The following is a 25,792-nucleotide window of genomic DNA, read 5'->3' on the forward strand; positions in this document are numbered from 1 at the left end:
TTTCCGTGGCCCGTGCACTGCTGGGGGACGACAGAGCTGCTCAAACGGCAGAAGAGGTGATCGCAGCCAGCGAACGGCAGGGAGAGCAGTGGATTAGGTCGCGCGCCCTCTATGCGCTGGGCTTACACGCCTGGATGAACGGTCAATTGGACCAAGCATCCTCGGCGGCCCGTGCTGGGCTGCAGATCCAGCGCGGATTCAATGACCACGTCGGAGCTGCGATGATGATCGAGCTCCTCGCATGGATCGCGACGGCGAAAACTGAGTTTGACCACGCTGCGCGTTTGCTTGGAGCGATTCGTTCGATTTGGGGCGCGCTGGGAACGTCGCTTTCCGCCTTTGGTCCACACTTGGCCACCTATCACTCCCAATGTGAAGCAGAGCTGAAAAGCGGGTTGGGAGGGTATGGGGCGCTGCAGGTCCGGCTCGATGAAGGAGGCCGGCTAGACCGAAACCAGGCTATCGCCTATGCAATTGATGGTCCTGAAGTGAGAAGCGCAATCGAGTCAAGACCAGATATAGGAGTGTTGAGCCCACGTGAGCGCCAAGTCGCGCAATTGGTCACTGAAGGGCTAAGTAATCGCCAGATCGCTGAGCGTCTAGTGGTCTCGCCCAGAACGGTGGACGGACATATTGAGAGGATACTGGCGAAGCTGGAGTTTTCATCCCGCGCGCAAATCGCTGCATGGGTTGCCTCTTCTGGTCTGCCGCCTGTGGACATCCCGGAACGGCGCTAGTACTCATATCATGCAGCATTTCCCTGCTGCAGGCTCGGAAAGACGACTCGGGCGGTCAGCTGGACATATTGAGCCCGCGCCGCGAGCTTAGGAGCGATCCCCGGGCTTCCTTAAACTTTAATCTCTACCAGTTGCAACTGCTGGGAGCCGTTCGGGTATCGCACCACCAGCCGCCAATCCTGCGAAATGGTTTACATTTCAACCATCTCCGACATGGATCTGACCCAGGGCAACCATGCGTACGACGAAACTCAGGGTAGATCTGCGGGTTCTAGGAAAGGGGTAATCCTACGCGTTCCGCAAGCGTCCGCCCGTAGCAGAGACTAAGTGCGAAGCAACGCGACCACTACATTTTTAGGAGCCCATCCATGACCGAAACACTTCGGGAGCTTGTTGCACTTTCATCGCGGATTCTCGCGTCGAGTGGGCACGGAGATTTGATTTGGGGCCACGCCTCAGCACGCGACCCTGAAGGTCGCGGAGTTTGGATCAAGAGCGCCGAATGGGGGCTGGAGGAAATCACCTCCGACCGCGTGCATCTCGTGTCGTCCCTCGGCGAGATTGTGGAGGGTGACGGCAAGCGCCACAGCGAGTATCCGATCCATACTGAAATTCTTGCGGCACGACCGGACGCTGGCGCGGTTGTGCATACCCACTCGCCGCACGCGGTGGCACTAGCTGCGACTGGGCAGCAGCTTCGCCCAGTGAGTCACGCAGCAAATTTCTTTGTTCCGGAAGCGGTTCCACGCTTCACTCTCACAGCGGATCTGATTTTGACGCAGGAGCTCGGCAAGGAAGTGGCCGTTGCGCTCGGTGATGCATCGGCGTTGTTCTTGGTGAACCACGGCATAGTTGCCGTTGGCCCAGACATCCAGACCGCTACCGTCGCTGCCGTGCTTCTGGAACGGGCCTGTGAACAACAGTTGCTGACGCAGTCATTTGGAGGTTGGCCAACCTGGTCGGACACGACTGAGTCATTGGCAAAAAGAGAACATATCTACAATTCCGCTGCACTCGCCGCGGTGTGGGACTACCTAGTGCGTGGGCTCGACTAAAACCACCACTTGGGGCAGACGGATTACGTGTCTTTGCACTGCTGCGTGGAGGCCGCGCGAGCCGGTGCATCCCGTCAGGGTTTGAACAGTTATGCGGCCTAAGGATTCCTTGGGTGATTTTGTTGCCCTAAAGATTGGGCCGTATTAGGGGGAAACGGGCACAAGGTGAGGTCGTCAGCCCGGACTTCCAGGGCTGGGATGTAACCTTCGTCCGAAGCCTCGCGGGCGGAGAACATTTGAGGGGATCGAAGCAAAATGACAGAGTTAAATCGCCGCAATCCTTTCGCGCCCATTGGTGACCGATTTGGCAACCCCGCATCCGAACGCGGACATCGATCAACGGCAACACCAGCAAAGTCGGCGGGTGTAGTAGATATCGACGAGCTGATCACATCCCCGTGGATCGGGTTGCATTATAGGCACGAGTTTCTACTCCACTATGCACATGAGCAGTTGCCGGCACCGCATGGCTCAACCTTAGTGAATCTGACGTGAAGGCTTCAGTGGATCCACAACGTTGGCATTATGCTGGCACTTCTATCGAAGGACCGCAGCTCTATTGAGAAACGGCCCCCTGGCATGTCGGTAACGGACGTTGACGGAATGGATGGCGTTTGTGCGGCGCTTGGGCCGCCGGATTTCAAAGTCGTCGTCCGACCGGCAGATCTATGGCCGGGTCTTGGGTGTGTATGCGGCCATCTTCGGTAGTACGAAGCCGCCCATGGCACTCATTAAATCGAAGAGGATGAAGCCATGTGTACAGAAATCAGCAGCCGCCAGATCGCACGGCCGTTCGTGACTCCGGGCTCAAATTGCAACGTCCCAAAACTATTGGATCGTGAAGCGATTCTGCGAAGAGTTCTATTCGCCGTCGCATAACGGATTAGTCTTGGCACTCGATGCAGTATGGACGGCTATTTTTCAGGGGCCAGTTGGGACAAACGGCGGACCAAGAACCATGAGAAACAGTTGAACTCGTCCATTCCGCTCCGTCCAATACGCTGGCGACGCTGCGGGCATCGCGTGGGTTAGCAAATTCTATTGCCTACTGGCGGCGATCCTGCGACTCCTTCGCTGGGTTTGACGGAAGCTTCGGCTAGGTGTGTGTTCTCGGTCGAACCTGAAGTGCATACGGGTTGCCGCCGTCCTCGCCTCAGTCATGGAACTGTCACCTTGGCCTAGAATCGCGCGCAGTAGGCTGCTCGTAGCGCAATGGTCTAAATTACTGAGAGATCGGCTAGGCCTGCTATCGGTGCCACTAGTGGCGGTCTGGCTTGCTGCGGCCAAGGCGAATTCTAAGTTGTCGGCTCGACTACACGCCAGCTGCCAGGCGAGGTCGAGCATGGCAAGAGAGCCGTACGGCGATCAGTAGTCGTGCCGTCCGTCTATGCCAAGGCCGATCCGCACGCATGCTGCAATCCGATCAGCCGAAGGTCGCCCCCTCCGCCCTGGCGGATCAATGTGAGAGCGACGTCAGATTCGGTTGAATGTGAATTGCAGGGTTTGTACCGCACCTTTAGACAGCTTCGGTTACCCTTGAGCCCACGCACCATCTACAAAATAGGGTTAACGCCGCTACGAGTCAGCGTCCTTTCTCGGGACGCTGACTCTTAGCGGACCGGGCGTGAGTTAGATCCATTTCGGAGCGGCCGGTATGCCACCGTTCTCGCTGGGTATGGTTGGGGAAACGCCGGCGCTGCCGCGTCCGGTGACCCATTCGACGACGGAGGGCAGGGGCCCGGTGATGATCGTCGGGTTGGTGGTGGTGTTGTCGCCGAACACGAGGTCCGTGCCCGTGACCTTGATCTGGAGTCCGACATCGGTGCCGCGGGTTTTCCAGGCGCCGGTGATGTCGCGTAGGAGCCGTTCGAGGACCGAGGCTGGGATGTCGTTGAAGGTGGCTCCGTTATCCAGGTCCACGGCGTGGATCCATACTTCGCGGCTGCGCATCCACACGGTTTCGGACGCGGGGACTGTTCTGCCTTGCGCGGTGCGGATTTCGTTGGACCAGTTCGCATCGGGCAGGTCGCGCCATTCGACGGACAGGTGGACCGCGGAATGGTCGAACAGGTTCCGCAGAGCGATGGGGGAGAGTGTGGCTCCGAACTCGATCTCCTGCTTCCGGGCTTCCGTGGAGGAGTACATGGGGGTTTCCACTCCCGTGGCTGCCCACTCCACCAGGCGGGCGATCGCGCGGGCGTTGTATCCCACGTGCGCCACAACGTGGCGGCGGGTCCAGTCCGGAAGGCGGGTGCCGCCGTCGAGCTCTGCATCGGTGAGTTCGTTGAGTTTGCGGGCGAAGTACGCGGTGCCCCGCCGGGCCTGCAGGAGGTCTTCCTGCAGGCGCGGGTCGGTGGCGAGGTCGTGGCGGGCTGCCATCAGGCTTCCTTGACCACGCGGTTGTTCAGTTGGCCGAGGCCCTCGATGGTGGTGACCAGGAGCTGGCCTTCCTGCAGGTACCGTTTGGGGTCCTGGGCGTGTCCGACGCCGCCGGGGGTGCCGGTGGCGATCACGTCCCCGGGGTTCAGGGTGATGATGGTGGAGATGTAGGAGACCAGGAACTCGGGGGTGAAGACGAGGTCGCCGGTGGGGGTGGACTGCTGGATTTCCCCGTCCACGGCGGAGGTCATGAGCGGTCCGGCGGTGAATTCGTCCTTGGTGACCAGGGCCGGGCCGAACGGGGTGGAGTTCTCCCACGTTTTGCCTTGGAGCCACTGGATGGTGCGGAACTGGTAGTCCCGCATGGAGATGTCGTTCAGGATTGCGTAGCCGGCGATGTGGTCCGCGGCGTTGGCCTCGGCGATGCGGCGGCCCTTCTTGCCGATGATCACGGCGAGTTCGGCTTCCCAGTCCACGGTGTCTGATTCCTGCGGCAACGCCAGGTCATCGTTGGGGCCGATCAGCGATTCGGTGTACTTCGCGAACAGGGTGGGGTGTTCGGGGATGTCCCGGCCCATTTCCTTGATGTGGTTGCGGTAGTTGTGGCCCACGCAGATGATCTTCCCCGGTGCGGGCACGACGGCGGCCAGGTCCGCGCCGTCGAGGGCGTGCGTTGCGCCGTTGGCCGCGGCAGCGGTGGTTTCCCAGGCGGGGTCGGCCAGCAGCGCGCCGACGTCGGCGAACCCGTCAATTTCGGTGAGGGTGTTCCCGTCCTGGCGGACGGCCTTGGTTCCGGTTTCGGTGCGGAGGGTGAGGAGTCTCATTACTTGCGTCCTTCAGTGTAGCTGCGGTTGAAGTTCAGGCGTTCGAAGATGGGGGCGTCGCTGAAACGGAACAGATCGAACTCTGTTTCGGCGTGCAGGGACCATTCCTGCCAGGACGGGACCACGAACAGGTCGCCCTTGGCCAGCTGTTTGGTTTCGCTGTTGATCACCACCGCACCGGTGCCCTCGAAGACCTGCCAGACACTGGAGCCCACCTCGCGCAGCGGCGGGGTAGAGGCTCCGGGACGGAGTCGGTGGAACTCGGCCCGGATGGTGGGCATGACGTCCCCGCCCGTGGTCGGGTTCGAGTACCGGACAGCGGCGTGGCCCTGGGACACCGTGGCCGGATGGCCCTCGTCCTCCAGCAACAGCTGCTCACGCAGGGCTGCGTCGGTGTGCTCCCAGCGGTAGGCGGCGATGGGGGAGTTGGTGGTGTCATCAAGACCGGACAGCGGCCGCAGGCCGGGGTGTGCCCAGAGCCGTTCGGAGCGCGAAATGTCCGGGGTCGCTTCGTCGGTGACGCGTTCGGTGCCGAACTCGAAGAACCCGGCATCGGCATAGTGCACGAACGGGATGTCCAGGCCGTCGATCCATGCCATCGGCTGATCGGTGTCATTGTGGTGGCCGTGGAAGTTCCACCCCGGTGTCAGCAGGAAATCGCCGCGGCGCATCGCCACCGGGTCTCCGTTCACCACGGTCCACACGCCCTCGCCCTCCACCACAAACCGGAACGCATTCTGGGAATGGCGGTGCTCCGGAGCGACTTCGTGTGCGCCCAGGTACTGGATCGCAGCCCACAACGTCGGAGTCGCATACGGGGTGCCAGCGAGGCCGGGGTTGGCCAGGGCTATGGCCCGCCGTTCACCACCCCGGCCCACCGGAACCAGGTCCCCGGCACGGGCGGCCAACGGGTACAAATCATTCCAGCGCCATACGTGCGGGACAGCCTTCGGCGTGGGCACCATCGGCATCAAATCACCGATCTCCGTCCACAACGGGATCAAGTTCTCCGTCTCGAAGTCCTTGTACAGCTGATCCAGCTGTACCTGCTCCTCGGGAGTGGGCTCCGGCAAAGCGTGGCTGGTGGCCACGGATTCATGGGTCGTGTTCTCGGCGCTGATTGACACGGGGGCCTCCTCGATAGGGTCCGGTTCTCTGGTGTAGTTCGACCCTAGGGCTACCAGACTGGGAGTCCGAGCACATTCTGTCCTACAGAATTATCAAAAAAACCCCCTAATCTGCTTCGGCCGGGTTTGCGGCGATGTCTATTTCCAACTGCCGGCACGTCTCGCGCAGCGCGGCTACCAATCCGGCGTCGAACACTTTCCTGAACCGTGTGGCAGGAGTAGCGACGCTCAGTGCGCCAACCACCTGCCCGTGTCGGTTATGGAGCGCCATGCCAAGGGCGCTGACACCTTCCTCCGTGCCCTCAAAGTTGGCCGCGAAGCCGTTGGCCCGGATGCTGTCCAGCTCGCGCAAAAACGCCGGATACTCGGCATCGGGGATTGTGTCGCCACCGATTTCCGCATTCTGGCTCCGGAACAGTTGCTCGATCATGGCCGGTTCCAGTTCTGCCAACATCACCTTGCCGCCGGAAGTTTTGTCGGCAGGCATCACCGTGCCCTGCCTGTCGCCAATGCGCAGGACGTTGCTGCCCTCCACCGTGGCGAGGAAACGAACTTTCGTGCCCACGCGGACCATCAGGTTGACGGTCTCATCAAGCCGCGAAGACAGGAGCTCCATGTGTGGCTGGGCCACATCCCTTAGGAGCCTGGTCCAGCCCAGTCCCGCTGGACCAACGCCCATGGCCGGGCCGGGAACATAGCGGCGGTTTTCGTCCTGGACGGCGAAGCCCCGGTAAACGAGCATCGCTAGAAGCCGGTGTGCCGTGGAAGGAGCAACCCCCAGTTCCGCTGCCGCGTCCTTGAGGCGGAGAGCCCCGCCATCACGGAGGAGCTGAAGGAGTTGCAACGCATTGTCCACCGCCTCGATGGAATACGTAGGCCGCTTCTGCACTTGGTTACGCGTGTAGGGGGAACCCTGCTTGTTCTGCATAACAGAATTTTATGGTCACGCGCCCTGCGATGGCAGGACAGTGGAGGGTGTTAGGCCCGCCGCACCATGACTTTGTCGTCACACCGGGAATCAAGGCGTCCTGCCGGTAGGGCTGGGTCGTTCCAACTTCTTGGTGTCTGGGGCCCAACAACCAACATTACAGCGGGTTCCTGTTGCCCGCTATCGGACTTCAAAATCACCTCGAATTCCCCAGGAGCAAGAAATGTCTGAGTACACCAATTCCACTGATGTCCTCGTTGTGGGAGGGGGCATGGCCGGCCTTGCCGGAGCCTTGGCCCTCCGAGAAAACGGGGCCAACGTCACGCTGGTAGAACGGGCGCCCGAGTTCGGTGAGGTAGGCGCCGGCCTGCAGATGGCTCCGAATGCCTCACGGGTACTGAAGCGCTGGGGCTTGCTGGAAAAGGCGCTGGAGATCGGCGTGCGGCCCAAGCACCTGGTGTTCCGTGACGCCGTCACCGGGGAAGAGCTCACGCGGCAATCGCTTCACGGTGAGTTCGAGGAACGCTACGGCGCGCCTTACGTGGTCATTCACCGCAGCGACCTGCACCGCGTTCTCCTTGAAGGATGCGAGGCTGCGGGTGTCAAGCTGATCAACGACGTCATGGTGGAGAGTGTGGAAACCGTGGACGGCCGGGGAGTAGTACACACAGAAGCAGGCGTGGACTATGAAGCGGATGTGGTGATCGGTGCCGATGGGCTGAAGTCCACGCTTCGCCCGTTGGTGGCCTCAGATGAGCCCGTTTCCTCCGCTTACGTCGCGTACCGCGGTACCGTTCCCATCACCTCGGAAACCCCTGCAGCCGACCTCGAAGATGTAGTGGTGTACCTCGGCCCGGACTGTCACCTGGTGCAGTACCCGCTGCGCAAAGGTGAGCTGCTGAACACCGTGGCCGTTTTCAAGTCGCCGTCCTTCGAGCGCGGTGAGGAGCAGTATGGAGGAGTGGACGAGCTGCAGGCCGCATACAAGGACTGCATTCCGGCAGTTCAGGCGGCGCTGGCCAACCTTGGCACCGGCATCCGTTGGCCAATGTACGACCGCGACCCGATTGAAAACTGGGTCGCGGGCCGCATGGTTCTCATGGGCGACGCCGCCCACCCCATGCTCCAATACCTTGCCCAGGGTGCCTGCCAGGCCCTCGAGGATGCAGCCGTCCTGCAGGACGTCACTGCTGAAACGGTCTTCAGAGCCGACGGCGTCAACCCGGAAGGATGGGATGAAGCGATCGCCACGTTCAACTCAGTCCGCGCCGGCAGGACTGCCCGTGTCCAACGCACCGCCCGCGTCTGGGGCGAATCCTGGCACGTCTCCGGCCTCGCCCGGACCCTGCGGAACTTGCTGTTCAAGAGCCGTAAGGACAACGACTTCCAGTACAACGACTGGCTCTATGGCCAGTCGTTGTAGGGGTGGCGCCGGGAGGGGAAACAGGGCCAGGTGTACCTGGCTACTCGGTTTGGTCACACTGGTGTTATCGGGTGTCCCTAATGACGTAGATGTGCAGTGTTGCAGCCATTTAGCCAAAGAGCCGGTGCTGCAACTTTGTCGGCGTCGCGGGCGAATGGTTTGACGTCGCGTTCCAGGGTCGAAGTGATGTCGGCCTGGATGAATACCGGTTCAAGCTCGGTGGGTTTTTCCTGCGCTGCCCTGATGTCGGTTACGACGACTACGGCGCCGGCGGCTTGGACGGCCACCACGATCTCGCGGCTAAGGCGGCAAGCGGCCGCTGTGACGAGGGCAACCCTGCGCGCAAGTCCGATGGAATCGCTCATGTGGGGGACCCCCGCTCGCGGTAGTACTGCTCTGCGCGGATGCAGGGGAATGTCGGGGTTGTGAGCCAGTACGAACATGTCGATGCTGCTGGTTATGCCTGCGGATTAGCGTGGAACCACTAGTTGATCGCCGGTTGCTAGTCCTCGACGGCTTGCACTGTGAGCTGCGATCCGGCCGTCGAGATCTTCGTGGCAGAAGAGGAGCCATCCGCTGAAGTCCAGGGCCGGGACGTCGTGTGTGACGTTCGTGAAGGTTCCATCGCTGAGGGTGCTCATGGCCCAGCCGCGTTCGGTCAGTGTCGCGGCTGCTTTGGGCTTGATTGGCAGGAAGACCAGGTCGTATTCGTCTGTGATGCGCTGTCAGCGCCATATCATGATTGCTTTGTCGAAGAGGGCGTTGAAGGTTGAGTCGATCTGCGAAAACGCCAAATTCTTCAAAGGCGGGAGTTCTCGCATCCACTTCTACTCCCGTTCTTTAAAGGCCGATAACGGAGATTCCGTCAACCTAGGGAAGATGGCAGCCGGTCCCTCAATTCCGTGGCTACCGACCGACCCGCCAAAACCGCAGACCGGTGTCGTCTAAGCAGGATCCAAATGCCTCCGCCACACGTGTGAGTACGTTCAGTTGAGCGCTAGCCATTGCTAGGACCCCTCCGTCTTCAGTGGGAGCGCGTCAAGCCAAGTACCAGGCACGTTGCCAAGACGATTCTCGATTAGACCAACAGCCTCAAAGGATTTGTCTGTATCCGCGATCGCGGACGCCCAGGCGCGTCCGTATCCATCTCCCTGTAGGAATTATGTCGAGCCAAGAATAACGGAGACAGCGCATATGATCCGGGTGTTCGGCAATGACATGCCCCACGGTGATTTCAGCTAGCCAGTGGACTCTCTGGACGGGGACAGCATCCTCGAATTCATGGACTCGATCCTCCATGGTGTATACCAGTTACGCGCCAAACTTCAGAGGCTGCGGCAGCTCGATCAGGGACCCGAAGCCCAAAGGAAATTCAACCCCTGTAGCGTGCTCCACATGAACAGACACCTAAGACCCGAAGCCAGAATGATTTCAACTGTGGCTGGAATGATTGGACCATGACTGAAGAACCTCCCCTTCCCGGATATGTTTACGTGCTTTTGGATCCCTCCAATCCATCGGAGGTGAAGATCGGCTACACCACGAAGACAGTAGGAGAGCGTGTTCAGGAGTTGTTCTCGACCGGGCGGTCACGGCCGCTACTCGCTCTCTGGGATGAATATGTCCTGAACCCTAGGTACGTGGAAAGCAAGCTCCATCAGCGTTTTGCATCATTCAGGGTCCACCCAAATCGAGAGTTTTTCGCTATTCCTCCTCAAGAGGCGATCAGAGCGCTCATGGACGAGGCCGCGCACCGCTACATAGCGAGGCCGGTCAACAGCCCAGGTCGCGCCGAGGTCCTCGCAGAACTCCGCGAGGCCCATGAAGAAGCAATACGATCCGATGTTCGTTCGGCCACAGTTGTGGTGACCCAACTTGGCGTCTATCTAGAGACTTCTTGGGTGGATTCTTACGGCGGGAAACACACGAGCCAGCAGATTCTGAGTGATCATGATATTTCGATTGACGTTCAGGATGACCCGTTCACGATTGAAGAGTCGGCCGAGCAAAACGCAGAGCGGTTCCTTCGCCTTACAAGGAACGAGCAGATGGTTTGCTCTGACGTGTTCGACTTACCTCGATTGGATTTCATGGCGGCCCAAGCCAACGCGTCTGCTTAGACCGCAGCTACATGAATCGACAGGCCGCCATTCGTCCGGCGTTCAGTGCGTAGACCGCCTGCCTTCGTTTCGTGGACCTGCATTCTCAGTCGATCAAGTCCGGTCGCTTACCGTGGTACGACTCGAGGCCCCCGCAGATTATGCGGAGGCCTCGGATCTTTAACCAGGTGTATTCCGTGGATCGTTGCCAGGAGCAATCGTGTCCTTTGCCCTGATCTTGTTGTCCTTGCCGTGGATGTTCAACTCACCGCCCCCGGAACGGGACAGATATCCACTAGCAGCGTCGATAGCAGCAGCTTGGGTGTCGTGTACAGAGGAAGCACGGGACGAGCCTTCGCGCTCAGCCTTCCATCCTTCGTCACCCGGAACCACGTGATAGGAATTTCGTTCAGCCATATTAGTCACCCCCAGTCGTTGCTGATGGATGAAAGATAACAAATGCCACCGACAGTGTGGGCACTGCTCTGTATATTCAGGAGAAAAGGCGATGAATGACGTATCTGTGCGCCCTTAGGAATCCTGCCATCTCACTTCAGGCGGTCGGGGACCCGCTACTCGTCGCGCCACTTCAGTGTCAGGATCTCGAATACTTCCAAGACGGCTGCTGCGTCGTGGTGGAGGTCGACGATACGTTGTTGGCCAAGCTTTAGACTCGTGGCCGGATCTCCAGGTCGTTCAAAGATGGCCCAGAGTTTGAGGTCGTCCCCGTGGCGGGAGCTGAATGTGACCCCGTCAACGGACGTCATTTCATAGAGCCAGGCGGCGACGGCTTGGGTCAGCTGCCTCGGTCTGGCATCTTTGAGGGCGGCTGCGTCGAAGTCGGTCAGCCCAAGGCTCAGCGCTTTGGCGATGAAGTTCGGATACAAGACGCTGACCGTGCTCGATGCGCTGACAGCACAATAGTTTCCTCTCAGCTCGGCCCGGGCGGCAGCCCGCGCGTCAAGCCACTCACGCGGAACTTCTCCCGGACGAATCGTGGGGTACAGCACCTGGTCTTCATCGTCTTCAAGAATGTTGCCCAGTTCCGCTGCGATCCGGGGATCAGGCCGGAGCCCGGCAAGGACTTCCAGCAAGCACGCCTTCAAGGACGAGCCAGCATAGACCGTGCGGAAGTTCCCGTGCAGGTCGTCCCAGCGGCCGGGAAACCGGCCGCTGGTGGACCATTCCCACCCGCTCCACGCCCACGGTTCCGGGCGGAAACCGATCCGCCAAACCGTTTCGGAAGCCGGAATGACTGTCAGTTCACTCGGTTCCATCCGTCAGCCGGCGGCCGCAAATGCGCGCGCGGCGGCGAGAACCTGTTGAGCGCCCTCGTCCACGTGGCCTTCCCGGAGCAACCTGGCGGGCGGCACGTCATCCAGTTGTGGGTTCATGCCTTGGAACCACGCTTGTACGACCGCCCGGGAATCACGCTCAGCCAGCAACGCCGCCACATGGTAGGCGTGCCGCAGCCGTGTCATGACCTCGGCGGATGGCTTCCGTTCGCCGTCGGCCCATTGCCGGACGGCGCGGGTTTCCTTGACTGAACCGACGTAGGCGACCAGTTTCGCGCCCAAGATGTCCCGCAAGTCACGGACCAGCTCGGCCTCGGGCAACCTGATCGAGTCTTGATGGGCCTTCAGCCCTCCGCGGGCGCCTGCAACTGCTGTCATGCTTCCATGCTGCCATCGACGACAGTTTGTTTCAACCCTTCAATCACACCTCAAATCACAGGTACAAAAACGCCGATAACCGATCTTATGTCAAGTTGTTAGTATGATAGGACATAAAGCCCTACTTTCAGTCTAGCATTTCCGCCTGGAAGTGCTGCCAAAAAAACTTGGTCTGAGAGCGAGCCACGGATTGGCCCTTGGGACGGTAGTCATCACGGTGCCTATGGCGTGAGCGGAGGCCGCCTGCCGAACGCTTCGACCGGCATCGTGCCTCGTCCGATTTTTAACCGCCGGTAGAATCCGAGGCTTATCGCCCATGATCGTGGCTCTCGGATACGCGGTAGAGATCTGTGGATAAAAGTTTCTTAAAGAAATTTTCTTCCTGGAAGATTCCCTAACTCTGGACACTGACTTTGGCGCACTCAGGTTCTATTTCGTGGACTCAGCGTCTATATAAACTTTGAGTGCACCAAGAAGCACATCTGCGTCCCAGCGTTTTCCCTATTCTTCCCGCCCTAACACCACTCCAAAGCCTGTGGATAAAAGGAAATCAGCGGGACGCACTAGAAGTCATTGCTAGGCTTGAATCATCGGGCAACAGCCTGCTGTGCCGTTAACGAACTATGGACCCGACTGGCATCGGATCCACGTTCTGAGCGGTGCGCTCATTGGTGCGGTAAGAGGGCTGTAGAACCTCAAACTCCACACTTTGAGTCTATGGCCCTACGCATGTAGGGCGCAACGCTGTTGTGCCTACAAACACGTGCGTGCCGTGCCCTGTTCCTCCGGGAGGAGGTGCCGGCATGGGATCCCAGCGGGAACGTGAAGAACCATGGGGCGCCTGGAACCTGGTAGTCAACATCATCAGGCTAGCCGTTGATGTTGCCCGCCTGTTCTGGCACAACATCCCGTAAACGGGAGCGGTGGCCACCAGCCATGAGCTGGTGGCCACCGTCGCATCACCCGCGGCCACCTCGGCGACATTTTGCGACGACCTCACCGTTTCAGCCCCAGGGGGTGCAATGTTCAACGGATTAGGCTCCGAGCGGAGCCCAGGCGTCCGGCTCTTGTTGCTGAGTGAGATAACTCTGGCCGGATCCGTCTCACTCAAGGCTCGTTGGTGGAGATTCGCGGTTTCCGGAGTCGATCTGCCGCCAAGTGGTGAGGAGGCGCAGGCTTACTCGGCTACGTCTTCGGGGTGAGGTTCCTCGGGCCGTACTGGCTTCAGTAGGCGCTGTTTGATTTCCCAGGGGAAGAATCGAGCGCCCATGATCCTCTCGCCACCGGGGACACGGTTCAGCAGGAAGTCAGGTGGAAGTGCGCTGACCAAACGTCCCTCCTGTTCGAAGCCTCTGGTGGTCTTGGCCGCGAAAATGCGGGTAGTGTCTAGAGCACGGAACGAATCAATTGATAAAACGGATGAGTCCTTGTTTCCGAAGATGAGTCGATCAAACTGTTTAGTTCCGCTCCAATGGCGCTTGATCCGTGCCCGGATATCGCCCGTGTAACCAACGTAGATCTGCTTGTATCTGTCGAGGACCATCACGTAGATGCCTTCCACGCCGCTAAAGTCGGACAAATTGGTTACGACCCCCAAGTTTTTGTTGGCTGAAGACGTCCTGGACACAACATCCATGAAGGCCTTGCCCGACAGCTGCTTGAAGAAGTCCATGTTTAGGTCGAAATTTTCCAATGCCGCTTTGCGCTGCATCGCGCAGTATTCGTCGCTGAAGAAAATATGATCTTCGTCTTCGAAGGCCCATGCCTCGTCTTCCCAGGCGGCGTCTGTATATAGCTCCCGGGGCAGCCGAGTTGATCTCCGCTTGTTCACAAGGGCGTACTCGTCTCTTATCAACCGGTGGCCATATCGGCTGGTGCGAAGAGTCTCCCCAAAGTGTTTTCGCGGGGGCGTCCGGCCGCTCATCCGCACGGCGAACAAACCACTGGTACCAGGCTCCTGTCCGGACAGCCCTTCAGGTCCGCTTGGCTTCATTTCGCCTCAAGTTTCGCGAGGCGCTCAGCAATCTTGCTGCCTGCGCGGCGGCTGCCCGGGCACCGCGCCAACCAACGCCTCAAGACCTCGATCTCTTTGTCCCTCTCCCCCAGCTTTCTGTGGACGATGGCCGCCTGTTCGGTGTACCACGGCGCGGGCTCCCGGCCGCCAGCATCTTGTTCTGCAGCCTGAATGGCCTTGTAGCAAAGCACGAGTGATTCTTCATACCGGCCTTCACGCTTAAGCTGCTTGATCGGTTCGACCAGCTCAAGGTAATGAACGCCATCAACCATTCCCCGTTTGAACTGTTGCGCCCTTTCACCACCACCCTGAAGAGTCTCTCGCACCATAGTGGACATGGCCACGTGGGAGCTGTTGTTTCTCTCCGTTGACGAAAGCGCTGGTGGATTGTCCTGCGAGTAGGCCCACTGCGGTTCCCCTTCTCCCAGCCAAACATAGGCTTTGGCCATGAAGTTCTTATCTCGGAGTACGTGAAGCTGGTACACGACCGCCCCACTGGCCCCGATCGGGAGGGGTAGGTCCCGAGTCACGTAAGAAGGGAGACACCCCACCTTCTCACCCTCCACCAGGACGGCCACTGCCCTGGCATCAACGAGGTTATCCGGCTCCCGCAGCAGCTGGGCTTGCCCCTCGTAATAACCGCGCTCCCCCACCTCCTGGCGGTCCACCAAGGCGGCAACGGCGTCCTTCGCAAAAGTTGTTGTGCCCGCTACCTCGAGGCACTGGTGATACTGCGACGATATCGAAAGCGTGATCGGCTGATCGGCGCGACTTTGCTCGAAATCCGAGTGCTGCACACCCTGCGCCTCACCGAAGATGCCTCTAATCCAAGATCCAAGCCCCATTGTTTCCCCTCAAATGATGCGGGGTCTCGACCCCGGTGGGCCCGACTCTACCAACCACATCGAGAGGCGGTCATCAGTGCGGCAAGGCTGGACTTGGCCCATACTCGTCGTTGCCATATCTGAGGTCCGGTCCCTTTGGTCATTACCGCACCACTGTTCGAGACCCAGGCCCAGGCCCTTTCAACCGGATCCCAATTTCGGCCCTTCCTTGGATCGGCGACCGGGCCGCAACCCTGAACGACTTTCCGATGGAGAGTAGCCCCATTGGGGGCATCTCACCAGCGCTCAATGACTAGCGTGTCGAAGAGGGGAATCAATTTTTTGTCCGTAGCCACACATATGATTTGGATCGTCAGCTACTTATGGGGGTAAATATGCCAGCAACTGGCTCTAATGCTCACGGGATCGCGGTCCTGGATGTTCACGATGGCCGCTGGGCTGTTTGGCAGGTTTCGACTGCATCGCTCACGGGGTCGGGACGGGCGGGATCAACGAATGCTGTCGTCACCGAGGGCTTCGACGAGCGGGTTTTCCTGAGCCTCACCTACAACCGGCCCGTCTTCCTGACGTCGCGGGCGCAGAAGCACTGCCAGGAACGTGTGGTCCTGGATACGACGGCTTTTGTACCGGAGGACTTCCTTAGGGACTGTGCGTCATGGGTCGACTATCTCCAGGGACTCTTTTGGGCCGAAAACGATAGCCGCCGCGAGTATAACGCGACCACGGCAACCGCCCGCAAGGAAGCCAAGGCGGCAGGCCTACCGCTTCCCGACTTTCAGCGTCGCGCCCCTCTGCAGGACATTGATTGGCCCGCTCCCCCACTCTCAAGCGTGTGGGAAAGCAGCCCAGCGTGTGAAGACCCAGTCAACGTCGAGGCGCTGCGTATTGCTAATGGGTGCATACAACTCCTCAATTATTGGCAAGAGATCGAAAACGACCGGTTGAAGAAGTCACGCTCTTACTACAAGGGAGCCGGGGGCCCGGTCGCTCGCCCGTGGCCTACGCGTGCACCAGAGTCGGTGGACAATGTCTGAGCCGATGTTCGCCGTCGTCGACGTCGAGACCACAGGGCTATTCACGTCGATGCATGATCGTGTTGCTGAAATCGCCGTGGTGCGCGTTGACTCCAGCGGGGCGATTGTCGATCGTTGGGAAACGCTGGTCAATCCCCAGAGGGATCTTGGCCCTCAACGTATCCACAGGATCAGCGCGGCCGAAATACTTGATGCGCCAACCTTCTCCGAGGTGGTTCCGGCGCTGACGGAGGTTCTGCAGGGCTGCATCATGGTGGCCCACAATCTACGGTTCGACTCTGACTTCCTCGGCTACGAGATGACCAGGGCTGGTATCGAAATCCCCGATGGGTTCCTGCAAGGTTTATGCACCATGCGACTTGCCCACGACTACGTCGTCGGCAACGCACGGTCGTTGGCCCACTGCTGCGAGTTCTTCAGCATCGAGAACTATCGCGCTCACTGCGCAGGCGACGACGCAGAGGCAGCAGCCGGGCTCCTCGGCCGGTACATAGATCTCGACCCCGACCGACCGGAATGGTCACAGGCGTTGGGTGTCGCCTCATCGCTGTCCTGGTCTTCCCGTAATTCGGGCTCAGCGGCTTTCATTCCCCACAAGCGCCATGCCCTGGGTGCGGTCGAGAAGCACTTCCTCTCGCGTATCACCGCGCACATGCCCGAATACACCGGGCCGGAAGAGCACGACCAGTACCTGGCTCTTCTTGGCCAGGCGATGTTGGACTCGCACCTCTCGGTCCATGAAACACGCGCCTTGGTCCGTTTGGCTGATGAACTGGGCATCAGTCAGGACCGCTGCCGGAAACTTCACGCCTACTACGTTGAGCAACTCGCTATTGCTGCTTGGGCTGACGGCATCATTACACCTGCCGAGGAGGCAGAGCTGTACCAGGCGGCGGCGCTGTTGGACGTGGATGGGGTCGTGCTCGAGCATGCCCTGAGAAACCCGCCCGCGGTAGCAGCTGAGTCCGGGCCGGTCACAGGAAAGATTCGTCCCGGCTCAACGCTTGTTTTGACCGGGGCCATGACACGCGAGCGAAGTGAACTCTCCAGTTTCCTAACAGAGATGGGCTATGTCGTCGCAGAACGAGCCACGAAGAAAACTGACCTTGTGATCGCCGCAGATCCCGACAGCCTATCGGGTAAGGCGGCGAAGGCCCGGCAGTACGGAATCCCCGTCGTAGCGGAAAACTTTCTCTACGACGTCCTCGGCGTTCCCAGCTTCTAGTTCAACCCCGAGTAGCCGTCGCTCAACGGACGCGTAGCTTCCCGAAGGAGAAATGAAGGCCATGACCAACTACCCTGATTCGTTGGCGGCATGGGTTAGGGAGCATCCGCGCCAAGAAGCCATCCATAGCCACGGTTTTCGTCTCAACATCGGCAAATGGAATACTCTGGTCGGTCATCTTCCCGGTACTCCGCTAGTCGGCGAAGATGGAAGTGAGAACATCGGCTTGATCAGCCGCGGTGGCTTGTTTCGGCTGGCTGAGGAAGCGCAAAAGGACGATTCCGGGACAGCCGCGCTCGGCCTGTTCTGGAACTCACTGGCCTGGGGTACTGGGTCCAGTCACCGGAACACGCCCGGACGGGTCAGAGCCGTCGCCGCTGACACCACCCGTTCAGCGCACTTATTGCGCGACGCGGCGCGGCTGGCCGTCAACGATCCCAGAGCAGCGTTTCTTCTCCTGAAGCCCGGCCGCACCGCTTTGAAGTACTGGGGACCGAACTTCTTTACTAAATTCCTGTACTTCGCCGGTGGCGGTGACGTGGATCATCCAAGCTTGATCGTGGATGCTCGCGTGCTCGCCACGCTTTATGCAGAAACAGAAGACAGGATATTCAGGCCGCTCTCCACCAGCTACCCCGTTAGTACGTACCTGGCAGCTTGCGAGTTGATGCAGGGTTGGGCCGGAGAACTCTCGTCACCGGAACGTTCGGTGGGCGCGGATGAAGTAGAGCGCTGGGCCTTCAGCGAAGGGCGGGGCTGGCGTAGAAGACAACCAAACGCGTAGAGCCAGGATGCATATGCGGTGCGCTGCTGTCGCCGCCGTCGGCGCCGATCTGCTGCACCACTGCAGCTTCATCGGGTTCCAGGGTGTAGCGGTCCATGTACCAGGTGCCGTCGACGCGGAGGTCGCAGGATTTGAACTTGGCGAAATCAGGGGCAGCCCAGATCTTCTGAACCGAATTGAACGATTGGTTATCTTTCGCTGTTATCGCGCTCCCGGACGGTGAGCACTTGAAGTCGTATCGCACCGCTCGCTTCGCTGCGGCTACTTTTACGGCGGCCGCGGCATCGAAGGCACGTTGGGTATTGTCGATCTTGATCGTCACCTTCTCGCCGGGCCCAACTTCCTCTCCTGCAGCAGGTTCTGTGCCAATGACCTTCGAAGTATCTCCGGTGCCGCCGGTGAACATCTTGCCGTCGGTACCAGCCGCTTCGTACTCAATGCGGGTTCGCCGCAACCAGCATGCCGCGGGCTTCCGGGAACGGCCGGCCCACCAATTTCGGGATGGTCTTCGGCATGTCGGAGGCAGTGGGAGTCGCCGGGGACGATGAGGAAGGAGACGCTTCGGGGGCGGATCCACCGCATCCACTCAGCAACACCCCAACGGCTGCAGCCACCACAATGATTTTGTACTTCATTTCTTCCCCCAGCTGGCCGTATGTGCTCACATCCTATGCGGCGTGCACTCTTGCCCCTAAGGGTTCCGCGGTGTCGACGGACAGCCGGGCGCTAGTCCAAGGATTGCTACCGTTAATCGGCACTTGATAAAGCCATCTTGAATTTGCCAGTTTCATACTCCAGAAAAGGTCATCCTTCTAAGAGGCTAGAATCCAGTGATAAATAAATTCGGCTCAAGAATTGGGGCTCCACTTGACAGCTTGGCAGCTTAAAAAGTCTAGAGGTCGATTCATAACTAACTTCCCCGTGCGACGGCAGCCACAAAGTCAGCTGGTTACCAGCGTCTTGGGAGTCCCGCGAATCGACTCCGGCCAAGGGAACTTCGACGTGTTACACCACCTCATGCATTCTTTTCAACGTGATATCGGACAGTTTTCCTCCAAAGATGTCTACTGCGGTCTAACCCCCAAACAGTCTGATCCTCCCCAAGGGCCTCTCGTCAAAAGCGAGCAACACGCGACCGTCAGGGATTCGGCATATATACAGATCGATCTTAGATATCTCGAGATGTCTAGTGCCGTAACCGACGCCGGCGTAGTCTTCAAGCGGCTCGTGGCCGAGTCCGCTCACCAACCAGGGCAGAATGGCCAAAACATGATCAACGGGACCCGGGAAACCCTATTTAAGCATGTGGGAAAGGATTACCCCGGCGAGCACCAAACATACTGGGATCAGGGCCAGTTTTGGCGTCAACAGCGCGGCACCAAACATTGGAAAGATCTCACACGCTCGGCTCTGCTCTTTACAATGGCTCACGAGCTCGACCATCTCTTCCGAAGAGACCCGTGGGTCAGCAAACGCGCTCAAATCCGGGCCCGTGGTCGACTTGTGGCCTCACAGCAGGCTGTCCAGAAGCTGTGGCCAACCGCAGAAGGTGACTTGAGTGTTAAGGCCACACAAGCCCATCAGGATGAAATTATGGCCGATCATGGAGCAGTCGAGCTTGCCGGAACCGCGGCACTACGAGCGGGACTAGACCTGAAAACCGTGATGCAAGGATCATTTATCTCGATGGGGACACTTGCGCTTGATGGATGGTTTATGAATCAGAGCAAGCCCTCCAGTAGTCATCCCTCGTCATTTGCTAGGACTTTCGGGCTCCTTCCGGTTTGGTCAGAGTTTCTCCAAAATCAGAATGAGCAGGGGTGGCCGGAAGTTCGGCAGCCAACGCGCGCTGACCTGGCAGAAGTAGCAGCCCTATTTGTGATGGTCGACTGGATAGCAGGTCGCTACCGGGCTCATAGGGAGGGAAAGAGCAGATGATCCCAGACGCCGCATTTGTCCATGACGTCCTGGTGGGGGCCGCCGGGGCCTGACCCGCGGAGACCCTCAATGCCGTTCAACGAACACGAGCTGATCCTCGAGCCTGGCCGGGTTTACCGCGTCACAGGACGCCGACGGCACAGCATCCTAGGCATGCGCGGCAATCGATACGGTGGAGGCAGCCGACTTTACTCCATTCTGGAAGAGGTCTCCCGCACCACGTAAACCAAAGTTAACCTCGATGCCGGTCCAGCCGGCTGTTAGACACGAAGGACGGTCTCCGGGACTTGCCTCCAAGTCAGTTGCTCCCGTGAATCTTGCTGAAAGGATATGTCTCCCAAGCTTCCTGGATGACTGGATTCGGCCGGGCTTCCTCAGACCCATACTTTGAACGAATTGACCCTCCCTGGGACTCAGGATCTTGTACAAGATCGAGCAGAAGCGAGTCCAGCGGGCGATCCAACGTGACGGCCCATTCAAGTTCCGCGACGCTGGCAACAAATGCTGGGATACCTTCATCGCTTCGGTACAAGTTCCGGACGAAGGTCGAGTTCACCACATGGAAATCTTCCATGGTGATTACTAGCCCAATGCGAGGGAGCGAGCGTGGAATGATGGCAAGCTCAGGCTGGCCCTCATCCATCAACTGACTGGTCCTGTTGATTTGTTCAAACGCCTTCCCCAGCATCCGGGTAAGTTCTTTGCTGGCTCTGGCGTCGGCCATTCGGACCGATTCCGTTGGCCTTACGCCCTTGACCTCTATCAACAGCACCGCTTTGTCCAGAACGACGAACCAGTCAATGGTCTTTTTCCGTTGGGGCCCGTAGATGATCTCTGGGTATACAAGCGCATTGGGCACAAGTTTGAGCTGCCTGCCGACGTACTGCTCGAACAGGTCACCCATATCGTCAGAGAAAGAGTCTCCCCACTTTGCCATTCCTGCGTAATAGATCCCTTGTGGGCTGACTTTTCTTGTGATCACAGGCGCTACGGGGATGATGAGCTTGTCCACAACGCCTGCAATGGCGGGAGTGTTCAGAAGCGGGTTGTGGGAGAAGCGCCGATAGGGCCCCGGGTGGTCGTTCTCAATGTTCTTGCGTTTGAACTCCTTTAAAGTGGACATGAATTGGGTTCTCAAAATCTTTCGGACGGTTGCGAGGTCCATATATTCGTCCAGGCCAATCGGGTTCTGGTCCTCCACCCAGGAGAGATCGAACAACCCGACGTTGGGCCCGCATGCTGTCTGAAGTAAGAATCCTGTCCCCACGAAGTCAGCGACCGAGCCACCCAGAAGCTCTTCGGCCCAACCAGGGCGCATTATCCTTGGCGTCCTTGATGGAACGGTTTGCTCCAGCATGGCGACCGAACGAGAAATTGTCGCCTGCGGGGGAAGGTTATAGACGAGTTGTTCTCCGGCAATACGGAGAGAAAAGTTCGTCAAAGCACCGGGTTTATGGGCGAACAGGTCTGGATCATCGAGGTCGTTGTACCAATCGACACATTCCAAAACATCGGCGAAGTCAGCCGGTGCGCCTCTGTGCTCCCTGCCGTGGACCAAACTGACGCGGGCTATGTCAGCAAGGGCCCAGGGGGTCACTAGCGTGTCACCGATTGTGACTTGTGTCTGCCCAGGTGCGAACGTCGATCCTACGTGTGCCGCCAGCGGCAGAAGCTGAGAGGGCGCATGTCTTCGAACCCTTTGTACATACTCCGCGTCGAGCACGAAACTCCCCAATCTAAATGTGTTCTGTGCCGGTAATCGCCAGTCTTCTACTTCGCCAGCGTAAACGACGGATGCTAGAGCAGATCAGTGGGCGGCAGGAGAATTCTTCAGCCACCCTTCCGTGTTTCCCGGAACTGGGTTCGCTTAGCCGGGCCACGCCAGGAGTGTGAAGGGCACCACAAGTCTCCAGAGCTGGCTCCAAAGGTCTCTCTCGTAGTGGCCTCGTAGATCTCGCTTTACGGCCGGCCTCCTCTCGGCGTGTGAGGTGTCCTGCCCAGTCGGTCAGGACACCTCGCACTCAGTCATCGCGGACATTAGCCGACTAATAGTCGAATGATTTCAAGCAAAGTGGACAGGACTACTGCCGTAGTTTTCACCCATTCGCGTATGTTGACCCCGTGCTCAGCTTTTGCAGGCTGGTTCGCACTACGCATTTGATTCCTCCCCTCGTTTCCGCTCGCCTGCCGATGAACCAGCAGTGTTGATTGGGTGTTCCGTAATTTGGAGCCCGCAGCCTTCTCCAACAGACCTCGTTGGTTGTTCTCGGCGCCTCTTATTTCCGTGGAACCCCTGGTTTAATTTCAGCGGGACATAGGGGGGTGTCGCTGCGGGTTGGGGGTGTGTACTTTCTGGCGGCGTAGAAGGATCTACTCACCGTTGACATGAGCGATTCGAGACAAGATGGCGGAAGCGCCCTCGGATAAAGTAGGAGGTAGTCTGCGGGGCGCGAGTATCTGCTGCGGCTGGAAGACTGAAAGCGTCAGCCGCGGTACGCCGCCGGAACCACTGGTGCAGGCTTAGCCGTTACCGCGCCCAAGGTTTCCACTCGCATCCTTTCGTAGCACCTTGGCTAGAATCTGTGGTGACATCCCGCTGACACCTTGAAGGGTCGTCAGGTCTTCAATGAGAGATCGTGGCACGAGAAGATCACGTCAGTGGGTGCCTTAAACTCTCGGCTCACGTGAGAGGAGCCGCCAGCGTTCCGCCTCAGCCAAATCTCCGCGGGACTCTTCGAGACAAGCCAACTGCAGCATGGCGTCATATGCCATCTGCGGCTTGGAGTCAGTATCACCGGCCTCGGCAGCCCTCTTCCACAGAGTACGAGCCCGTTCCAGGTCCCCATCATCACGGACAAGGTAACCCAGCTCGTACATCGCGTAAGTGTCACCGGCCTCGGCAGCCTGCTCCCACAGAGTACGAGCCCGTTCCAGGTCCCCATCGCCACGGGCAAGGAAACCCAGCTCGTACATCGCGTAAGTGTCGCCGGCCTCGGCAGCCTGCTCCCACAGAGTACGAGCCCGTTCCAGGTCCCCACTGTCATGGGCAAGGACCCCCAGATGGTACATCGCGTCAGGATCGCCGGCCTCGACTCCGCCTTCCCACAGAGTACGAGCCCGTTCCAGGTCCCCATCGTCATGGGCAAGGACCCCCAGCATGGCGGACTCACTTCCGGCCTCGGCAGCCCTTTCCCACAGGGTGCGTGCTCGTTCTCTGTCTCCGGCTAAGTAGGCGGTTGCTCCGAGGTTCAGCAGGGCGTCAGTGTTGCCGGCTTCTGCGGCCTGCTCCCACAGGGTGCAGGCCCGTTCTGTGTTCCCGGCTTTGTCGGCCATGAGGCCAATGTGGAACATGACGTCAGCTTCACCGGCGTCGGCGGCGTCTAGCAGGACGGTCTCCTTACCGTCCGCGACAGCCTCGTCCCACAGGGTGCGTGCTCGTTCTCTGTCCCCGGCTAAGTAGGCGGTTGCTCCGAGGTTCAGCAGGGCGTCAGTGTTGCCGGCTTCTGCGGCCTGCTCCCACAGGGTGCAGGCCCGTTCTGTGTCTCCGGCTTTGTCGGCCAGGAGGCCGAGGCTGAACATGGCGTCAGCTTCGCCGGCTTCGGCGGCACGTTCCCATAGGGTGCGTGCTCGTTCTACGTCCCCATCGTCACGAGCAAGGTTGCCGAGGCCAAGCAGGGCGACAGGCTGCCCGTGCTTTGCAGCCGACTCCCACAGGATGCGCGCCCGTTCTCTTTCCCCGGCTTCGTAAAAGAGTGCGCCAAGGCTCAGCATGGCGACAGAGTTGCCGGCGTCGACGGCCGGCTCCCACCAGGTGCGCGCCCCCTTTTTGTCCCCGACGTCATGTGCCAGGAGGCCGAGGTTGTACATGGCGTAAGAGTTGCCGGCGTCGGCGGCACGTTCCCACCACGTGCGCTGGCCCTTCAGATCTCCGCTTCCACCGACCAGATGTCCGAGTCCAAGCATGGCTAGATCGCTGCCATGTTCAGCAGCATCCGTCAAGACTTCCCGAGCTCTGCCGTACTGGCGATTGGAGTCGTGCCACCGGCCGATCTGGTAGAGGGCCGTGACTATTCCAGCTTCGACCATAATTCCCTGTTTGAGGGTCTTCTGGAGTCCATCGGTGTCTCTGTCTGGTTTCAGCAGCTCGGGGATCAGAGCGTCAAAAAGTCGGTAGGAGGTGTGGTCTGTGGTTGTGAGAATGGCGTGGGGTGAGCTCTCGGTGATGCCGGTCGTGAGTGCGTCAATTGCCTGGTCGAGGCGATGAGGCCGCCAGGGGCGGTTGGGCTGGCGGCGATGGTAGTGGGCTTGAGTGAGGATGCAAAGGATGTCGATGGTGGTGCCGGTGGGGAAGGCTATGGTGGCGTCGATCGCAGCCTCGAGCAGAGCTGCCTCTAGTCCGGTGGGGTCGCTGAGGAACCTCTGAGCCCGTTCGCGGAGGGCTTGGACCCCGGCGAAGGCCTCGGCTAGTCGGGCCAAGTCGAAGGACTTCAGCCGTTCGTCGGCGCCGTCGTAGGCGTGGGTGGCGGTCTCGGTGTCATCGAGGACGGGGGCGTAGCGTACTCGGTGGTTGAGGAGGTCCATCAGTTCCCGGGTCACCCCCAATCCTGAGGCGGAGGTCTTGTCAACGGGCAGCCGGTGGGTGAGCTGGTGTTCCCACTCGGCAAGGACCTGGTCGTGGAGGACCACAAAAATGTGGGCCCCCGTGGCTGTGAGGTCATTCAAGCGCTGAGCGGTGAGCCCCTCTATGGGGTCGGTGCCGATAAGGCCGGCGTCGTCCAGAACGACGGCCTCGGGGCGCTCCGCGGGTCCAGCATCCAACCGGCAGGTGGCCTGCGCGGCACCAACTAGCTCGGGTAGGACGGTGGGGGTGGGATTCGCCCACCACACCAGCCCGCTAGGAAGGACTCGCTGAAGGATCTGAAAAATGCTGCGGCTCTTACCCGACTTCGGCGGTCCAACCACGACGGTGACCCCTGGTCTCTGGAGCCGGGCGGCCAGGTCGGTGTCGGCGGTGCGGGGGACGTATGGCGGCAGTGCCCCAGCGAAAGCCCATGAGCCGAGGCCGAGGGAGAGCGGGTCCAGCTGTGCGGCTGGGACCGGCCATGCGGCCAGGAACTGGTGCCGGCCTTCGTCCCGCTCCCGGAGAGCCCGAGCCTTCTCCTGTCCCGCTCCCCGTTCCTGGCGTTCGGTCCGTTCGCTTGTGAATGCTTCGAGCAACTCCCGGAACGTTGCCCATTCCATCTCTGTCGGCGGCTTCGGGACGAGCGCCGTGACCGTTTCGACGAGCGCTTCCCGGACCGGCCCGTCCTTGGGGGCCTGTGGCTGGCGTCTAGCGGCGCCGGCGCCCTTCTCCCAGCGAGCCACGGTTCCTCTGGCCCACTTGCGATCGGCTTCGGAGACGAAGTCCGTGGTCCAATTTTTCGGGACGCCATCGGAGGTCTCCGTCTCGGCAATCTTCCGGGCGATCCTGCGGGCCAGATTCACGGCGCCGCGGGCCTTCTCCCGGGCAGCGGCCAGCCAGTCCGAATAGGCTCGCTCGACAAGGGTCCACTGGTGCTCACCCGGATCATCTGCCACGTCTCACCCCAAGATCCTCTACAATCCAAACGCCGAATCGGTCACCCGTTTGGGGTCATCTTCACACGTCCCAGCCGAAGCTTCACCCCATTCCCTTCGCGGCGCCCAGTACGCACTGCTTGCCAGCGCC

23 protein-coding genes are annotated in these 25,792 nt (G+C 59.8%); 8 read left to right on the forward strand and 15 right to left on the reverse strand.

The window, feature by feature from the left end:
• Both J3D46_RS23305 and J3D46_RS23310 read left to right on the forward strand, forming a co-directional pair.
• Positions 1–737, forward strand: a 737-nt coding sequence (locus tag J3D46_RS23305) for a LuxR C-terminal-related transcriptional regulator (protein ID WP_253469316.1), incomplete at its 5' end; no start/stop codon positions are given.
• 368 nt (positions 738–1,105) lie between these two features.
• Positions 1,106–1,792 (forward strand): class II aldolase/adducin family protein, encoded by a 687-nt coding sequence (locus J3D46_RS23310; RefSeq protein WP_253469318.1) that lies wholly within the window; start codon positions 1,106–1,108, stop codon positions 1,790–1,792.
• Between the two features lie 1,629 nt (positions 1,793–3,421).
• On the opposite strand, the gene J3D46_RS23315 is transcribed toward J3D46_RS23310, so the two are convergent.
• The 4 genes from J3D46_RS23315 to J3D46_RS23330 form a co-directional block, all read right to left on the reverse strand.
• On the reverse strand, positions 3,422–4,171 hold the full coding sequence (locus J3D46_RS23315; RefSeq protein WP_253469320.1) for a maleylpyruvate isomerase family mycothiol-dependent enzyme: 750 nt from the start codon (positions 4,169–4,171) through the stop codon (positions 3,422–3,424).
• Entirely contained in the window at positions 4,171–4,995 is an 825-nt protein-coding gene (locus J3D46_RS23320; RefSeq protein WP_253469322.1) for a fumarylacetoacetate hydrolase family protein, read from the reverse strand. Before J3D46_RS23320 ends, J3D46_RS23315 begins: the two co-directional genes overlap by 1 nt.
• Entirely contained in the window at positions 4,995–6,122 is a 1,128-nt protein-coding gene (locus J3D46_RS23325; protein WP_253469324.1) for a cupin domain-containing protein, read from the reverse strand. Before J3D46_RS23325 ends, J3D46_RS23320 begins: the two co-directional genes overlap by 1 nt.
• A 106-nt stretch (positions 6,123–6,228) precedes the next feature.
• Positions 6,229–7,050 carry an IclR family transcriptional regulator gene (locus J3D46_RS23330; protein ID WP_253469326.1) on the reverse strand — a complete coding sequence of 274 codons (822 nt, stop codon included), beginning with the start codon at positions 7,048–7,050 and terminating at the stop codon, positions 6,229–6,231.
• 223 nt (positions 7,051–7,273) lie between these two features.
• On the opposite strand from J3D46_RS23330, the gene J3D46_RS23335 reads away from it, so the two are divergent.
• A complete protein-coding gene (locus J3D46_RS23335; protein WP_253469328.1) occupies positions 7,274–8,473 on the forward strand; it encodes an FAD-dependent oxidoreductase in 1,200 nt (399 codons plus the stop codon).
• 77 nt (positions 8,474–8,550) lie between these two features.
• Here the strand turns inward: J3D46_RS23335 and J3D46_RS23340 are convergent, their stop codons facing one another.
• Both J3D46_RS23340 and J3D46_RS23345 read right to left on the reverse strand, forming a co-directional pair.
• Positions 8,551–8,838: a hypothetical protein gene (locus J3D46_RS23340; protein ID WP_253469330.1), complete on the reverse strand. Its 288-nt coding sequence runs from the start codon at positions 8,836–8,838 to the stop codon at positions 8,551–8,553.
• A gap of 105 nt (positions 8,839–8,943) precedes the next feature.
• A complete protein-coding gene (locus J3D46_RS23345; protein ID WP_253469332.1) occupies positions 8,944–9,114 on the reverse strand; it encodes a hypothetical protein in 171 nt (56 codons plus the stop codon).
• Positions 9,115–9,930: 816 nt separating this feature from the next.
• Here J3D46_RS23345 and J3D46_RS23350 point away from each other — a divergent pair.
• A complete protein-coding gene (locus tag J3D46_RS23350; protein ID WP_253469334.1) occupies positions 9,931–10,593 on the forward strand; it encodes a GIY-YIG nuclease family protein in 663 nt (220 codons plus the stop codon).
• A 159-nt stretch (positions 10,594–10,752) separates the two neighbouring features.
• On the opposite strand, the gene J3D46_RS23355 is transcribed toward J3D46_RS23350, so the two are convergent.
• From J3D46_RS23355 to J3D46_RS23375, 5 genes are all read right to left on the reverse strand, one after another.
• A complete protein-coding gene (locus tag J3D46_RS23355; protein WP_253469336.1) occupies positions 10,753–10,989 on the reverse strand; it encodes a DUF2188 domain-containing protein in 237 nt (78 codons plus the stop codon).
• A 155-nt stretch (positions 10,990–11,144) separates the two neighbouring features.
• Entirely contained in the window at positions 11,145–11,849 is a 705-nt protein-coding gene (locus J3D46_RS23360; protein WP_253469338.1) for an RES family NAD+ phosphorylase, read from the reverse strand.
• 3 nt (positions 11,850–11,852) lie between these two features.
• Positions 11,853–12,245: a hypothetical protein gene (locus J3D46_RS23365; RefSeq protein ID WP_253469340.1), complete on the reverse strand. Its 393-nt coding sequence runs from the start codon at positions 12,243–12,245 to the stop codon at positions 11,853–11,855.
• Positions 12,246–13,422: 1,177 nt separating this feature from the next.
• Positions 13,423–14,238: a GIY-YIG nuclease family protein gene (locus J3D46_RS23370; RefSeq protein WP_253469342.1), complete on the reverse strand. Its 816-nt coding sequence runs from the start codon at positions 14,236–14,238 to the stop codon at positions 13,423–13,425.
• Positions 14,235–15,056 (reverse strand): hypothetical protein, encoded by an 822-nt coding sequence (locus J3D46_RS23375; protein WP_253469344.1) that lies wholly within the window; start codon positions 15,054–15,056, stop codon positions 14,235–14,237. The genes J3D46_RS23370 and J3D46_RS23375 overlap by 4 nt, the downstream gene beginning before the upstream one ends.
• A 422-nt stretch (positions 15,057–15,478) precedes the next feature.
• On the opposite strand from J3D46_RS23375, the gene J3D46_RS23380 reads away from it, so the two are divergent.
• Genes J3D46_RS23380 through J3D46_RS23390 form a run of 3 tightly spaced genes read left to right on the forward strand, consistent with a single transcriptional unit; the run spans position 15,479 to position 18,147 of the window.
• Complete coding sequence (locus J3D46_RS23380) at positions 15,479–16,138, forward strand: hypothetical protein (protein WP_253469346.1); 660 nt, start codon at positions 15,479–15,481, stop codon at positions 16,136–16,138.
• Positions 16,131–17,363, forward strand: a complete 1,233-nt coding sequence (locus J3D46_RS23385; protein ID WP_253469348.1) for an exonuclease domain-containing protein — start codon at positions 16,131–16,133, stop codon at positions 17,361–17,363. The genes J3D46_RS23380 and J3D46_RS23385 overlap by 8 nt, the downstream gene beginning before the upstream one ends.
• Positions 17,364–17,415: 52 nt before the next feature.
• The gene (locus J3D46_RS23390; RefSeq protein ID WP_253469350.1) at positions 17,416–18,147 is read left to right on the forward strand and encodes a hypothetical protein; all 732 of its coding nucleotides are present in this window, start codon (positions 17,416–17,418) and stop codon (positions 18,145–18,147) included.
• Here the strand turns inward: J3D46_RS23390 and J3D46_RS23395 are convergent.
• The gene (locus J3D46_RS23395) at positions 18,104–18,601 is read right to left on the reverse strand and encodes a PASTA domain-containing protein (RefSeq protein ID WP_253469352.1); all 498 of its coding nucleotides are present in this window, start codon (positions 18,599–18,601) and stop codon (positions 18,104–18,106) included. The genes J3D46_RS23390 and J3D46_RS23395 overlap by 44 nt on opposite strands.
• Positions 18,582–18,782 carry a hypothetical protein gene (locus tag J3D46_RS23400; RefSeq protein WP_253469355.1) on the reverse strand — a complete coding sequence of 67 codons (201 nt, stop codon included), beginning with the start codon at positions 18,780–18,782 and terminating at the stop codon, positions 18,582–18,584. Before J3D46_RS23400 ends, J3D46_RS23395 begins: the two co-directional genes overlap by 20 nt.
• Before the next feature lie 1,372 nt (positions 18,783–20,154).
• Between J3D46_RS23400 and J3D46_RS23405 the strand changes: the two genes are divergently transcribed.
• Positions 20,155–20,310, forward strand: a complete 156-nt coding sequence (locus J3D46_RS23405) for a hypothetical protein (RefSeq protein ID WP_253469357.1) — start codon at positions 20,155–20,157, stop codon at positions 20,308–20,310.
• A 73-nt stretch (positions 20,311–20,383) separates the two neighbouring features.
• On the opposite strand, the gene J3D46_RS23410 is transcribed toward J3D46_RS23405, so the two are convergent.
• Together J3D46_RS23410 and J3D46_RS25110 are read right to left on the reverse strand one after the other, a co-directional pair.
• On the reverse strand, positions 20,384–21,808 hold the full coding sequence (locus J3D46_RS23410; RefSeq protein WP_253469359.1) for a hypothetical protein: 1,425 nt from the start codon (positions 21,806–21,808) through the stop codon (positions 20,384–20,386).
• Positions 21,809–22,752: 944 nt separating this feature from the next.
• Entirely contained in the window at positions 22,753–25,662 is a 2,910-nt protein-coding gene (locus J3D46_RS25110; protein ID WP_253469361.1) for a tetratricopeptide repeat protein, read from the reverse strand.
• Positions 25,663–25,792: the final 130 nt, after the last annotated feature.

It is taken from the genome of Paenarthrobacter sp. A20 (genome assembly GCF_024168825.1).
Taxonomy (GTDB): Bacteria; Actinomycetota; Actinomycetes; order Actinomycetales; family Micrococcaceae; genus Arthrobacter.

Coding starts and splice junctions, on each gene's coding strand:
- J3D46_RS23310 (WP_253469318.1), top strand. CDS start 1,106: ATGACCGAAACACTTCGGGAGCTTGTTGCACTTTCATCGCGGATTCTC.
- J3D46_RS23315 (WP_253469320.1), bottom strand. CDS start 4,171: ATGGCAGCCCGCCACGACCTCGCCACCGACCCGCGCCTGCAGGAAGAC.
- J3D46_RS23320 (WP_253469322.1), bottom strand. CDS start 4,995: ATGAGACTCCTCACCCTCCGCACCGAAACCGGAACCAAGGCCGTCCGC.
- J3D46_RS23330 (WP_253469326.1), bottom strand. CDS start 7,050: ATGCAGAACAAGCAGGGTTCCCCCTACACGCGTAACCAAGTGCAGAAG.
- J3D46_RS23335 (WP_253469328.1), top strand. CDS start 7,274: ATGTCTGAGTACACCAATTCCACTGATGTCCTCGTTGTGGGAGGGGGC.
- J3D46_RS23340 (WP_253469330.1), bottom strand. CDS start 8,838: ATGAGCGATTCCATCGGACTTGCGCGCAGGGTTGCCCTCGTCACAGCG.
- J3D46_RS23345 (WP_253469332.1), bottom strand. CDS start 9,114: ATGAGCACCCTCAGCGATGGAACCTTCACGAACGTCACACACGACGTC.
- J3D46_RS23350 (WP_253469334.1), top strand. CDS start 9,931: ATGACTGAAGAACCTCCCCTTCCCGGATATGTTTACGTGCTTTTGGAT.
- J3D46_RS23355 (WP_253469336.1), bottom strand. CDS start 10,989: ATGGCTGAACGAAATTCCTATCACGTGGTTCCGGGTGACGAAGGATGG.
- J3D46_RS23360 (WP_253469338.1), bottom strand. CDS start 11,849: ATGGAACCGAGTGAACTGACAGTCATTCCGGCTTCCGAAACGGTTTGG.
- J3D46_RS23365 (WP_253469340.1), bottom strand. CDS start 12,245: ATGACAGCAGTTGCAGGCGCCCGCGGAGGGCTGAAGGCCCATCAAGAC.
- J3D46_RS23370 (WP_253469342.1), bottom strand. CDS start 14,238: ATGAAGCCAAGCGGACCTGAAGGGCTGTCCGGACAGGAGCCTGGTACC.
- J3D46_RS23380 (WP_253469346.1), top strand. CDS start 15,479: ATGCCAGCAACTGGCTCTAATGCTCACGGGATCGCGGTCCTGGATGTT.
- J3D46_RS23385 (WP_253469348.1), top strand. CDS start 16,131: ATGTCTGAGCCGATGTTCGCCGTCGTCGACGTCGAGACCACAGGGCTA.
- J3D46_RS23390 (WP_253469350.1), top strand. CDS start 17,416: ATGAAGGCCATGACCAACTACCCTGATTCGTTGGCGGCATGGGTTAGG.
- J3D46_RS23400 (WP_253469355.1), bottom strand. CDS start 18,782: ATGAAGTACAAAATCATTGTGGTGGCTGCAGCCGTTGGGGTGTTGCTG.
- J3D46_RS23405 (WP_253469357.1), top strand. CDS start 20,155: ATGCCGTTCAACGAACACGAGCTGATCCTCGAGCCTGGCCGGGTTTAC.